Origin of the sequence: Actinosynnema mirum DSM 43827 (assembly GCF_000023245.1) — a bacterium.
Taxonomy (GTDB): domain Bacteria; phylum Actinomycetota; class Actinomycetes; order Mycobacteriales; family Pseudonocardiaceae; genus Actinosynnema; species Actinosynnema mirum.
In genome coordinates, this window is the sequence record NC_013093.1 from 2,182,701 (window position 1) to 2,195,224 (window position 12,524).

A 12,524-nucleotide genomic window follows, 5' to 3' on the forward strand; every position below is an offset into this window, starting at 1 on the left:
CACCGCTCCGCACCGCACCGCCGCCCGTTGGCAATTCCCACCACCGCCCCCACCTGCGCTTTCCCGACGTTTCGAACCCGTCCCTGTTAGCGCTAACAAAAATCACTGCCGAGGTGGAAAAAGCAGGCATCGCCGCATGTCAAGAACCCGCTCGGCCGCAGCACATCGCCTTCCGGGTGGGGGTTGACACCTAAGTTGTGAGCGATCACACTCGTCCGCAACATCCCGGTAACCGGCCGCCGCCCGCTCCACCTCGCCGGACACCCCGCACCACCGGACACGACACTGCCGTCGCGCGCCGATGTGAGCGTGACCATCGACGACGGCGGTGTCTGGGAAGGAACGTCGTGGTCAGTACCCGGTCCCTGGGCCGCCGGGTGGCGCTGCTCGTCGCGACCCTGCTGCTAGCCGTCGCGCCGCACCAGGCCGCCGCGCGGCAAGCCATCGCGCAGCAAGCCGACCAGCCCGCCACCGAGTCCTCGGACCCCACCACGCAGGCGACCTACGCCGCGTACGTGATGGGCTACTTCACCGAGTCCCCCAGCACCACCGGCGCGAACTACGGCCTGCACCTCGCGGTCAGCGGCGACGGCCTCAACTGGACCCCGCTGGGCCAGAACAACCCCGTCGTCACCCCCACCGCGGGCACCAGGGGCCTGCGCGACCCGTTCATCCTGCGCAAGCAGGACGGCACGTTCGTGGTCATCGCCACCGACCTCAACGGCACCGACTTCACGCAGAAGAACCAGTACATCCACGCCTGGGACTCCACGAACCTGACCAGCTTCAGCAACTACCGCAGGCTGAAGATGCACTCGATGGACACCCACACCTGGGCCCCCGAGGCGTTCTACGACGCGGCGCGCGGCCAGTACGGCATCCTCTACTCCGCGCACAACGGAACCCGCGACGTCTTCATGGTCAACTACACCACCGACTTCGTGGACGTCGGCTCCCCGCAGGTGTTCTTCGACCCCGGCTTCAACGTCCTCGACGGCACCGTCCTCACCAGCGGCGGCACGAACTACCTGTACTACAAGAACATGGCCGACGGGAACCTGTACGGCGCGCGCTCGTCCTCGTTGAACCCCAACAGCTTCAGCACCTACACGAGCCCGCTCAAGCAGGCGAGCGGCATCGAGGCGCCGATCCTGGTCAAGTCCAACACCTCGGACACCCACTACCTGTGGGGCGACTCGTACTCCCCGGTGAACGGCGAGTTCTACGCCTGGTCCACCACCAACCCCGGCGCGAACTCCTGGTCGGTGCTGAACCAGCGCGCCTACACCCAGCCGCTGAACTCCAAGCACGCCACCATCTCCCCGATCACGGCGGCCGAGCAGTCCGCGCTGCTGTCCCGCTGGGGCGCCCCGTCCTGGAACCGCCTGAAGTCCTCGAACTTCCCGGACCGATTCGTGCGCCACCAGAACTACCTCGGCCGCATCGACCCGTACCCGTTCGACCCGTACACCGACCAGCTCTGGAAGCTCGTGCCGGGCCTGTCCGACTCCTCGGGCGTCTCGTTCCAGTCGGTGTCCGACCCGACCCGCTACCTGCGGCACTACGAGTACGCGATCCGCTTGGACGCCAACGACAACACCGCCGCCTTCCGCGCCGACGCGACCTTCCACCGCGTCCCCGGCCTTGCCGACTCGTCCTGGTCCTCGTTCCGCTCCGCGAACCTCCCGGACCGCTACCTGCGGCACTCCGGCTACGCGCTGCGCGTCGACCCGATCAGCACGGCCACCGACCAGCAGGACGCGACCTTCCGCGTCGGCTCCTGACCCACCGGGCGCGATCCCCTCGCACAGCAGGGGAAAACGCGCCACCGAGACTCGCGCGGGCGGCCTGGCACCGGGGCCGGGCCGCCCGCGCGACCCCACCACCGGGCGCGGGTCAGCGCGGCAGCACCCCGTGCAGCACCGTGTCCACCACCGCGTCCTCGCACTCCGGCGGGAACGCCTCCACCGCGCCCAGCCCGAACAGCCTGGGCACCGCCAGCTCGTGGCACGCCCCCACCACCAGCGTCGCGACCGTCTCCACGTCCGCTCCCGCCGCCAGGTTCCCGGCGTCCCGCTCCGCGCGCAGCCGCCGCGCCAGCAGCTCCACCATGCCGAGCCCGCCGCCCATCGGGTTGCCCAGCGCCTCGAACCTGGCCGCCAGCTCCGGCTGCCCCACCAGCCCGGCCAGCGCGGGCAGCACCGCCCGGTGCACCGCCACCGCGTGCGCCACGAACGCCCGCAGGTCGGCGGCGAGATCACCGCCCCAGGCGAACCCCTGCGCGTCCTCCACCTGCCGCACGTGCCGGTGCAGCGCGAGCGCCAGCAGCTCCTCGCGGTCCGCGAAGTGGTTGTACAGCACGCCCGGCGCGAGCCCGGCCGCGCGCGCGACGTCCCGCACGGTCAGCCCGGCCGTGCCGCGCTCGGCGACCAGCCCGGCCGCCGCGGTGATCAGGTGCTCGCGCGCGGTCACGCCCTCGGGCAGTGCCGCGGCCCTCCGTGGTGCCATCACCGCACATCGTAGGACGGCCCCGCGACCCGGTACCCCTCCAGCGCCCCCAGGAACGCCTCCGGCTCCACCACCTGCTCCACGTGCCACCTGCCTGCGGGCATCGTCGGCAGCAGCTCCACCAGCGCCGCCGCGATCACGCCGGTGGCCCTGCTCTGCCCGTTGCCGCTGAACGAGCAGCTCATCCCGCCCGCCGACGCGACCACGGCGAACCCGTCCCCGCCCAGGTGCACCGACGACGCCAGCGGCCCCAGCCAGCGCACGGCGGGCAGCAGCGCCGTCGCCAGCCGCGAGTCCAGGCACAGCCCGGTGCGCACCCGGTCCACCGGCAGCGTGGTCGGCAGCGTCACCTGGTCGGAGAACGGGAACCCGCGCACCCGCCGCGCACCGAACGGCTCCGGGAACCTCGCCCGCCACGCGCCGCCCATCCCGGCGACCCCGGCGGTGGTCCACTCGACGGCGGCGGCCCCGTGCCGCTCGCCGCCGCCCAGCAGCACCCCGATCTCCACCTCGCGCGCCCCGCTCGCCGCGACGCACCAGCGGGCCAGCAGGTTCGACACGCCGGGGGCCAGGCCGACGCTGAGCAGCGCCGTCGTGCCCGTGGGCTCCTCGATCGACGCGAGCACCTCAGCCGACGCCGACACGTCCAGGTAGTGCGCCCCGGCCTCGGCGGCGGCCCGCGCGACGGCGGCGTTCGCGGTCTCGGCGCACATCAGCACCACGTCCGCGCCGTCGACGACCCGCCGCACGTCGTCCGCGTCGTGCAGGTCCACCCGCACCCCGGTCGCGCCGGGCACCGCCGACGCCCGCGCCAGGTCCCGCCCCGCGACGACCACCTCGTGCCGCCCCGCCAGCTCGGCGACCGCGTGCCGCCCGACCGCGCCGTACCCGCCCAGCACCAGCACCCGCGCCATCAGGCCACCGCCGTCAGCAGCAGGGCGCTCGCGCGCAGCCGGGACCCGCGCCCGGCCAGCTCCGCGCGGACGAGCGGGAGCAGCTCGGCCCCGGTGGCGTCCGGCCGCGCCCGCGTGATCGCCTGCCACGCCAGGGACAGCAGGAACTCCGCCGCGTCGTCCGGGTCACCGCCCCACACCTGCCAGGCGTGGACCTCCTCGGCGGCCACGTCCGCGAACCCGGCGTCGGCGAGCACCCGGCGCGCCACGTCCGGCTCGGACAGCGACAGCGGACCGGCGCTCAGCGGCTCCCAGCCGGGGACGACGCGGGTCAGCAGGTCGCCGACCTCGCCGAGCCCGTGCGGGACGAGGACGGCCAGGCGGCCCTCGGGGCGCAGGGCGGCGCGGAGGTTGGCGAACGTGGCGACCGGGTCGGCGAGGAACAGCACGCCGGACCGGCTCACCACCAGGTCGAACCCGCCGGGGGAGAAGCGGTGCGCCTGGGCGTCGGCAGGCAGGTACGCCGGGGTCGGGTCGCCGCCCAGCGCGCGGGCCTTGGCGAGCATCGGCTCGGACAGGTCGACCCCGGTCGCCGCCGTGCTGACACGGGCCGCGCCCCTGGTCGGCGAGCCGGTGCCGCAGCCGACGTCGAGCACCCGGTCGCCGGGGCGGACCAGGTCGGGCACCGCCCGGTCGAACCCGCCCCGGACCGCGTCGAACCGCTCGTCGCGCTCGGCCCACCGCTGCCCGGCCGGGCCGTTCCAGACCTGCGCCTGGGCGGTGTTGACCACCTCTTCGGACACCCCGCACCTCCGTTGTGAACGCTTGTTCATGAACAAGCGTTCACAACGCGGGGTGGAGTTGTCAAGGCCCCGGTCGTGGAGGTGGCGCGGGTCGCGCGGATGTGATCCCTTGCCCCGTCGCCCCTGGGCCGTTTAAGTTCAACGGATAAACCAATCGGGTCGACGGCGACCCAGGACCCTCGGGTGGGTGACCGGTGAACGGTTCTCTCGGTGCGGCCGAACTGCTCCCCGACGTGCATCCCGCCTGGCTCCCACCCACCGCGTTCCGCGCGCTCGGCGCCCGCCGCGTCCGGGTCGTGGGCGACGGCCCGATCGCCGACACCGTCCGCGCCGAGGCGCTGGCCGCCACCACCGCCCACGGCGGGGCGCTCGTGACCGAGGACCCCGAGCTGGACCTGGTCCTCACCGGCCCGGACGACGACCCCGAGGCGTTCGCGATCACCCGCGACGCGGCCGGGACCACCACCGTCACCGCCTCCGGCCCCGGCCTGCTCTACGGCTTCCACCACCTCGTCCGCGCCGGTGAGAGCGCTTTCCAGGAGACCGGCGAGCACCACCCCGCCTACCCGGTCCGGATGCTCGACCACTGGGACAACGTCGACGTCCACCCCGTCATGGGCCAGGTCGAGCGCGGCTACTCCGGCGGCTCCCTGCTCTACGCCGACGGCGCCGTCCGCCCCGACCTCACCCGCGTCGCCGCGTACGCCCGCCTGCTCGGCTCGATCGGCGTGAACCGGGTGGCGCTCAACAACGTCAACGTGCACCGCACCGAGGCCCGCCTGCTGACCGACCTGCTCCCCGAGGTCGTCCGCCTGGCCGAGGTGTTCCGCCCGCACGGGATCCGCGCGCACCTGTCGGTCACCTTCGCCTCCCCGATCCTGCTCGGCGGCCTGACCACCGCCGACCCGCTCGACCCCGAGGTCCGCTCCTGGTGGGCCCGCACCACCGCCGCCGTCTACGCCGCCATCCCCGACTTCGGCGGCTACGTCGTCAAGGCCGACTCGGAGGGCCAACCCGGTCCGTTCAGCTACGGCCGCGACCACGCCGACGGCGCCAACGCGCTCGCCGAGGCCCTGGAACCGTTCGGCGGCACGGTGTTCTGGCGCGCCTTCGTCTACGACCACCACCAGGACTGGCGCGACCGCACCACCGACCGCGCCCGAGCCGCGCACGACCACTTCACCCCGCTGGACGGCGAGTTCGCCGACAACGTCGTGCTCCAGGTCAAGAACGGCCCCATCGACTTCCAGCCCCGCGAACCGGTCTCCCCGGTCATCGCCGCCATGCCGACCACCCGGCTGGCCGTGGAGTTCCAGGTCACCCAGGAGTACACCGGCCAGCAGCGGCACGTCTGCTACCTGGGGCCGCAGTGGAGCGAGGTCCTGCGCTTCCCCTTCGGCGACCGGGAGGTCCACACCCTCGCCGCCGGGGTCACCGCCGTCTCGAACGTCGGCGACGACCCGTTCTGGACCGGGCACCCCTTGGCGCAGGCCAACCTCTACGCGTTCGGCAGGCTCGCCTGGGACCCGACCGCCGACCCCGACGAGCTCCTGCGCGAGTGGATCGCCCTCACCTTCCCCGACCCGGCGGCCCACGCCCCGCTGCACGAGCTGATGTCCGGCTCCTGGCGCGCGTACGAGGACTACACCGCCCCGCTGGGCGTGGGCTTCATGGTCCGACCGGGCGACCACTACGGCCCGGACGTCGACGGCTACGAGTACACCCGCTGGGGCACCTACCACTTCGCCGACCGCGACGGCGTCGGCGTCGACCGCACCCGCGCCACCGGCACCGGCTTCACCGGCCAGTACCCGCAGCCGTGGCGCGAGGTGTACGAGGACCCTGGCACCTGCCCGGACGAGCTGCTGCTGTTCTTCCACCACGTCCCGTACGGGCACGTGCTGCACTCGGGGAAGACGGTGGTGCAGCACGTCTACGACACGCACTTCGCCGGGGTGGAGGCCGTCGAGCGGATGGTGACGACCTGGGAGTCGTTGCGCGGCAAGGTCTCCGACGACGTGCACGAGCGCGTCACCGAGCGGCTGGTCGAGCAGCTGCGGTGCGCGGTGGAGTGGCGCGACCAGGTCAACACCTACTTCCTGCGCAAGTCCGGAGTCCCCGACGCGCACGGCCGGACCATCCACTGATCCCCTGGTGGCGGACGTGCTGGCCGAGCTGGGCCAGGACGCCGCCACCGACCAGCTCCCCGCCACGGCGTCCAGCGGGCAGCGGTACCGGCTCGCGCTGGCCCGCAACGCCGCCCTGCGCAGGGCGATCGGCGGCGGTGACCGGCAACTCCGCCTGCTGCACCTGGCGATCCCTGCGGTCGGGGCGGTGGCCGTCCTCCCGGCTGGCCACCCGCCCCGACCTGGACTACGCCTCGGGCGTCGTCCTGGTCACGGGCTGACCCGCACCACCAGCACCGCCGCGGGCCCCAGCTCCAGCTCCGCCCCGGCCACCAGCTCGCCACCGCCCAGCAGGTCGACCCCGCTCACCGGGCACTCCACCACCCGCGCCGCCTCCCCGTGGTGCAGCAGGAACAGGTACCGCGTCCCGTCCGGCGCCACCCGCTCCGCCACCTCCACCTCCGGCACGTCCGCCAGCGCCCCCACCAGGCCGTGCTCGTCGAGCACCGCCCGCACCACCGCGTCCACCCCGGCGTCGTCCAGCACGGTCGCCACGTGCCACGCCGCGCCGTCCCCGCGCGAAGCCCGCGTCACCGCAGGGGTTCCGGCGTAGAAGTCGGCCCCGTACGACCCCAGCACCTCCGCCGCCGGCCCCTCGGGCCCGTCCTCCGGGACCACCACCTCGAACACGTGCCGCCCGGCGAACTCCCCGCCACCGAAGGACACCGGGTTCACCACCTCCGGCCGCTGCGCGTCCGTCTCCTCCACTCGCAGCCCCAGCAACCCCGCCAGCGGACCGGGAACGTCCGCCAGGAACGCGTTGTCGTCCTCGTCCACCCGCCCCGACAGCGCCGTCGTCAGCAGCGACCCGCCCCGCCGCACCACCGCGCCCAACCGCTCCGCCAGGTCGCCCTTCACCATGTGCAGCAACGGGGCGACGACCACGTCGTACCCGGACAGGTCGGCGGTCACCGGAACCACGTCCACCTGCGCCCCCGCCCGCCACAGCGCCCGGTGGTGGGCCGCCAGCACCGGCACGTACCGCACGTGCCTGCTCGGCCCGTCCGACATCTCCACGGCCCACCAGCTGTCCCAGTCCACCAGCAGCGCCACCCGCGCCGGGGTGCGCGCCCCGAGCAGTGCGTCGCCGACCGCCGCGAACTCCGCCCCCAGTGCCGCGACCTCCCGGAACACCCGCGTGTCCGTGCGCCCGGCGTGGTCGAGCACCGCGCCGTGGTACTTCTCGCTCGCCCCGCGCGCGTGCCGCATCTGGAAGTACAGCACCGCGTCCGCCCCGTGCGCGACGGACTGCCACGACCACAACCGCAGGATTCCCGGCCGCTTCACCGGGTTCACGTCCCGGCACGCCGTGGTCGACGGCGTCTGCTCCATCACCCAGAACGGGGCGCCGCCCTTCAGGCCCCGGATCAGCCCGTGCGCCAGCGCCATCCGCGCCGCCGTGCGCAGCGGGTCCGCGTCCTCCGGCGGGTAGTTGTCCCAGGACGCGAAGTCCAGGTGCTCGGCCCACCGGTGGTAGTCGACCGGCTGGTAGAGCCCCATGAAGTTCGTCGTCACGGGCGTGTCCGGCACGTGCTCGCGGATCGCCGCCTTCTCCGCGACGAACCCGCCCAGCAGCGCGTCGGTCATGAACCGCTTGTAGTCCAGCGTCGTGCCCTGGAACGCGGTGTGGTCAGGCCCGCGCCAGTGCTCGGACAGCGCGTTCGGCGGCTCGATCTCGGCCCAGTCGGTGTAGGTGTGCGACCAGAACGTGGTGTTCCACGCGTCGTTGAGCCGCGCCAGGCTCCCGTACCGCTCCCGCAGCCACTCCCGGAACCCGGCCGCGCACAGCCCGCAGTAGCAGGCCCCGCCGTACTCGTTGCCCACGTGCCAGGCCACCACCGCCGGGTTCTCCCCGTACCGCCGCGCCAACTCCCCGGCCAGGGCGACGGCGAGCCGCCGGAACGCGGGGGAGGACGGGCAGGCGTTGTGCCGCTGCCCGTACACGTGCTCGCGCCCCTCGAAGTCCACCCGGCACGCCTCCGGGTAGGCCCGCGCCAGCCACGGCGGCATCGCCCCGCTCGGCGTCGCCAGCACGATCCGCTTGCCCTCGGCGGCGGCCCGCTCCACGATCGCGTCCAACGTCGTGAAGTCGTACCGGTCCTCGGCCGGTTGCAGGTGCGCCCACGCGAACACGCCCACCGTGAGCGTGTCGATCCCGGCCAGCTCGAACGCCGCGTAGTCCTGGTCCCAGACGTCCTCCGGCCACTGCTCGGGGTTGTAGTCGCCGCCGTAGGAGATCTGCCCGGTCATGCGGTGAACCTTTCCGTGGCGTCGCGCAGCGCCGGTTCGGCGGTGCGCAGCAGGGCCAGCGCGAGCGGCGAGGCCAGCAGCAGCGGCGCCCAGTCCGAACCGAAGTGGGTCGCCCCCAGCGCCACGACCAGCAGCGCCAGCGCGCCCACCGCCGTCGACGGCCGGGCGAACAGGTAGTAGGAGGCCAGCCGCACCAGGTCGCGGGTGCGCAGCGCCAGCACCGACGACAGCGCCAGCGCCTGCGCCGACCACACCAGCACCCCGGCCGCGACCAGCGCCAGCAGCAGCGCGTACCAGCGCGGCACCCCGGCCAGGTCCACAGTGGACAGCGTGAACCCGACCAGCGACAGCACCAGCAGCGCGGGCAGCCACCAGCGCAGCACGTCCACCGCGTTCAGCCGGTAGCCGCGCCAGAAGTGCCGCGCGGGGGACAGGTCCCGGTCGGTCAGGAACCGCCGCCAGGCGAACACCGCCGCCGACAGCGCGGGCCCCACCGGCGCGAGGCACAGCCCCACCAGCACGGCGTTCCCCGGACCGTCCGCGAGGAGCAGCAGCCCCACCAGCGCGGGCGCGCAGGTCAGCACCAGCAGGACCTCCAGCGCGAGGAACCAGTACACCACCGCCGACGCCCGCGACAGGAACCCCGGACCGATCTCGGCGGCCGGGTCGCGCCGCGCGGTCACGGCAGCTCGTGCGCGGCGACCAGCCGCGCGTCCGAACCGCCGAGCAGCCTGCGGTCGTCCAGGCCCTCGTGGTGCGCCGGCCGCACCGGCAGCACCTCGGCGAACGTCACCTCGTGCCGGGACAGCGCCAGGTCCAGCTCCACCCGACCACCCGCCACCGGCGGCGCCGAGTGCTCCACGGCCGGGCGCGCGCAGTCCCGCAGCAGGTCGAACTGCCGCTCGGTGGGGGAGAACGGCCGCCCCAGCTCCCGCCACGCGGCGAACGCGTTGCCGTCGTGCTCGCCCACCCGCTCGCGGCGCAGGAACGCGGCGGGCGCGGCCACCGGCACCGACAGCCGCACCTCGTGCCGCTCGGCCGCCGCGGGCGCGTCGCTGCCGCCCACCGGCTGCCACGCCAGCACGCTCACCCGGCCGTCGTCGTCCCGGCACACCAGGTGGTCCTCGCCGCGCGCCAGCACGTGCGCGCCCATCCGCGCCAGGAACGCGTACAGGTGGTACGCGGGCTTGGGCACCTGCCGGTGCGTCAGCAGCCCGAACCCGCCGTGGAACAGCGAGGTCGGGATGTTCTCCTCCTCGAACACGTCGCAGAACGTCCAGTAGGAGAACGAGTCCACCAGGTCGTTGCCGCCGGTGACCACCGGGGCCAGGTAGGCGGCGTGGAACGCGGTGTCGTGGATCGGGTTGTCCGACCGGTAGGAGCTGTTGAACTCGGTGATGTGCACCGGCAGCCCGGCCAGCGCGGTGCCCGCCAGGTGCTCGCGCGGCGCGGCGAACTGGGCCAGCAGGTCCTGCGGCGCGGACAGCGTCTGGTAGGTGCCGAACGGGATGTGCTGCGCGGGCCCCGAGGTGTAGGCGTGCCTGCTCACGAAGTCCACCGGCGAGCCGCTCGCGGCGACGAACTCCGCGAACGGCGCCCACCAGTCGTCCGAGCCGGGGGAGATCGCCGGGCCCCCGACCAGGAGCCCGGCGTCGACCTCCTTCACCGCGCGGGCCGTCGTCTCGTACAGCCGGAAGTACGCGGCCTGGTCGGCGTCCTTCCAGAACTGCGGCAGGTTCGGTTCGTTCCACACCTCGATCGGCCACGTGCGCACCTCGGCGAGCCCGTACCGGTCGATCAGGTGCCGCAGCAGCGCCGTGACCAGCGCGGCCCACTCGCCGTGGTCGCGCGGCGGGGTGATGTTGCCCTTCCACCAGAACACGGTGTCGTCGCCGGACGCGAGCCGGCCGGGCATGAAACCCAGTTCCAGGAACGGTGTCACGCCCAGCCCGAGGTACGCGTCGAACACCTGGTCCAGGTAGGTGAACGAGCACCGCCGCACGCCCGAGCCGGACTCGCGCAGCACGCCGAGGTCGTCGGACAGCAGCCCGTGCCCCCGGATGTGGCGGAACCCGATGTCCCGCTGGAGCACCGCGAGCGACTCGCGGTAGTCCGAGCGCAGCGCCAGGTTCAGCCTGCCCGTCCCGACGCACTCGCGCCAGGTCTGCGGCATCGGGCCGATCGGGTGGTCGGGGACGGTCGTGCGGTCGGCGCCCACGCGGCTCAGCCGTTCTTCTGCTTGTAGCGCTGGTGGGCGCTGTTGGCCAGGTCCACGAACTGCGTCCGCCCCTTGGCGTCCAGCTCGCTCACGTACGCGTCCCAGGTCGACAGGTCCCGGTCGCCCAGGATGAACTGCAGCGCCGACTGGTTCGCGTAGTCCTTGAGCGGGGTCTCCCAGAGCGAGGACTGCTCGCGCTCCTCCTCGGTGAACGGGTACGGCGGCACCAGCGGGGCGGACGTCTTCTTCGCCATCTCCTCCTGGAACGCGATCTCCTCGTCGGTGAACGTCGAGCGCAGCAGCTCCGTCGGGCCGCCGTAGGCGAACACGCCGCCCGCGAACCCGAAGTCCTTCTGCAGGTGCTTGGGCGCGCCGGTGTTCGTGCCCGCGTAGGCGACGCCGGGGTTCAGCACCCGCTTGCCCGAGGCGTCCTTGTCGTAGGTCGTGCCGGGCACGCCCCACTTGACCAGCTCCTGGCCCTCCTCGGAGTACCAGACCCAGTCGACGTACTGCATCATCGCGACGAAGTGCTCGCTCTCGGCGGCCTTGGCCGGGATCATCAGCCCGTTCTCCAGCCGCGACCCGGTGATCAGGTTCCCGGCGGGCCCCGCGGGCAGCGGGATCTTCGCCACGGTCGCGCCGGGGATGCCGGAGATCGCGGGCCGGTAGTCGTTGACCACGTTCTGCGCGTTGGCGCTGATGGCGAACGACTCGCCGTTGGCGAACTTGCGGATCGCGATCTGGTCGTCCTTGCGGGTGAAGCTCTCCGGGTCGAGCAGCCCTTCGTCGACGAGCTTGCGCAGGTACTCCAGCATCTGCCTGTACTGCGGGCTGGAGGCGCTGTACTCCAGCTTCTGCGCCTTCTCGTCCCAGGTCGCGTTGACGTAGCCCCACCCGGCGGCGGTGCCGTAGGTCATGCCGAGGTAGTTCAGCAGCGCCTTGCCCTCGAACCGGTCCGACAGCGGGTAGCTGTCCGGGTGCGCCGCCTTGATCGCCTTGAGCGCGGTGTGGACCTCGTCCCAGTTCTTCGGCGTCGCGATGCCCAGCCGGGTCAGCTCGTCGGTGCGGAACGCCAGCGTGTAGTCCTGCCACGGGGCCTCGTGCAGGCCGGGCAGCACGTAGAACTTGCCGTCGTCCTGGCGCAGCGTCTCCAGGTCCTTCTTCAGCCCCCACCTCTCGACCTTGGCCTTGAAGTTCGGCATCAGGTCGAGGTAGTCGCTGACCGGCAGGATCGCGCCGGAGGCGACGAACGGCCGCTCCATGCCGGGGTAGGTCTTGGAGATGATCTCCGGCGCGTCACCGGCCCCGATGACCAGGCTGCGCTTCTGGTCGTAGTCGCTGTTGGGCACCACCGTCGGCTTGAGCGTGACGTTGGTGCGCGAGGTCAGCTCCGACCACAGCATCCACTCGTTCTTGATCGGGTAGTTGGCGTGGTCGTTGTAGAGGATGCCGAAGTCCAGCGGCTCGGTGGCCTTGAACGGCGTCCCCGCGGCGAAGTCGGCCATGGCGCCCACCCGCTTGCCGTCCAGGTTCACCGGCTCCGAACCGGGGTCGTCCCCGCTGCAGGCCACCAGGCCCGCGACCAGACCGCCCGCCACCAGTGCGGTGAACGGCCTCTTCCACTTCGTGCGCATCGGGCAACTCCTCGGTGTGACAGCGTCGTCAA

10 protein-coding genes are annotated in these 12,524 nt (G+C 73.0%); 3 read left to right on the forward strand and 7 right to left on the reverse strand.

Going from position 1 to position 12,524, the window contains the following annotated elements; translation table 11 throughout:
- Window positions 1-347: 347 nt before the first annotated feature.
- Window positions 348-1,784 carry a glycoside hydrolase family 43 protein gene (locus AMIR_RS09870; RefSeq protein ID WP_015800808.1) on the forward strand — a complete coding sequence of 479 codons (1,437 nt, stop codon included), beginning with the start codon at window positions 348-350 and terminating at the stop codon, window positions 1,782-1,784.
- A gap of 112 nt (window positions 1,785-1,896) precedes the next feature.
- Here the strand turns inward: AMIR_RS09870 and AMIR_RS09875 are convergent, their stop codons facing one another.
- The 3 genes from AMIR_RS09875 to AMIR_RS09885 are packed head-to-tail and all read right to left on the reverse strand — an operon-like array spanning window position 1,897 to window position 4,204.
- Complete coding sequence (locus tag AMIR_RS09875) at window positions 1,897-2,508, reverse strand: TetR/AcrR family transcriptional regulator (RefSeq protein ID WP_015800809.1); 612 nt, start codon at window positions 2,506-2,508, stop codon at window positions 1,897-1,899.
- Complete coding sequence (locus AMIR_RS09880) at window positions 2,508-3,422, reverse strand: saccharopine dehydrogenase NADP-binding domain-containing protein (RefSeq protein WP_015800810.1); 915 nt, start codon at window positions 3,420-3,422, stop codon at window positions 2,508-2,510. Before AMIR_RS09880 ends, AMIR_RS09875 begins: the two co-directional genes overlap by 1 nt.
- Window positions 3,422-4,204, reverse strand: a complete 783-nt coding sequence (locus AMIR_RS09885; RefSeq protein WP_015800811.1) for a class I SAM-dependent methyltransferase — start codon at window positions 4,202-4,204, stop codon at window positions 3,422-3,424. The genes AMIR_RS09880 and AMIR_RS09885 overlap by 1 nt, the downstream gene beginning before the upstream one ends.
- A 194-nt stretch (window positions 4,205-4,398) precedes the next feature.
- Here AMIR_RS09885 and AMIR_RS09890 point away from each other — a divergent pair, with 194 nt between their 5' ends.
- Together AMIR_RS09890 and AMIR_RS42655 are read left to right on the forward strand one after the other, a co-directional pair.
- Window positions 4,399-6,351, forward strand: coding sequence for an alpha-glucuronidase (locus AMIR_RS09890; protein ID WP_015800812.1), 1,953 nt, complete (start codon window positions 4,399-4,401; stop codon window positions 6,349-6,351).
- A gap of 137 nt (window positions 6,352-6,488) precedes the next feature.
- A complete protein-coding gene (locus AMIR_RS42655; protein ID WP_276145744.1) occupies window positions 6,489-6,611 on the forward strand; it encodes a hypothetical protein in 123 nt (40 codons plus the stop codon).
- On the opposite strand, the gene AMIR_RS09895 is transcribed toward AMIR_RS42655, so the two are convergent.
- From AMIR_RS09895 to AMIR_RS09910, 4 genes are read right to left on the reverse strand one after another with little or no spacing between them, the layout of a single operon-like run.
- Window positions 6,601-8,640, reverse strand: a complete 2,040-nt coding sequence (locus tag AMIR_RS09895; RefSeq protein ID WP_015800813.1) for a beta-galactosidase — start codon at window positions 8,638-8,640, stop codon at window positions 6,601-6,603. The two genes, AMIR_RS42655 and AMIR_RS09895, sit on opposite strands and share 11 nt — an antisense overlap.
- Entirely contained in the window at window positions 8,637-9,323 is a 687-nt protein-coding gene (locus tag AMIR_RS09900) for a DUF624 domain-containing protein (RefSeq protein WP_015800814.1), read from the reverse strand. The genes AMIR_RS09895 and AMIR_RS09900 overlap by 4 nt, the downstream gene beginning before the upstream one ends.
- On the reverse strand, window positions 9,320-10,858 hold the full coding sequence (locus tag AMIR_RS09905) for a GH39 family glycosyl hydrolase (RefSeq protein WP_015800815.1): 1,539 nt from the start codon (window positions 10,856-10,858) through the stop codon (window positions 9,320-9,322). Before AMIR_RS09905 ends, AMIR_RS09900 begins: the two co-directional genes overlap by 4 nt.
- Before the next feature lie 5 nt (window positions 10,859-10,863).
- Window positions 10,864-12,492: an ABC transporter substrate-binding protein gene (locus tag AMIR_RS09910; RefSeq protein WP_015800816.1), complete on the reverse strand. Its 1,629-nt coding sequence runs from the start codon at window positions 12,490-12,492 to the stop codon at window positions 10,864-10,866.
- Window positions 12,493-12,524 lie beyond the last annotated feature (32 nt).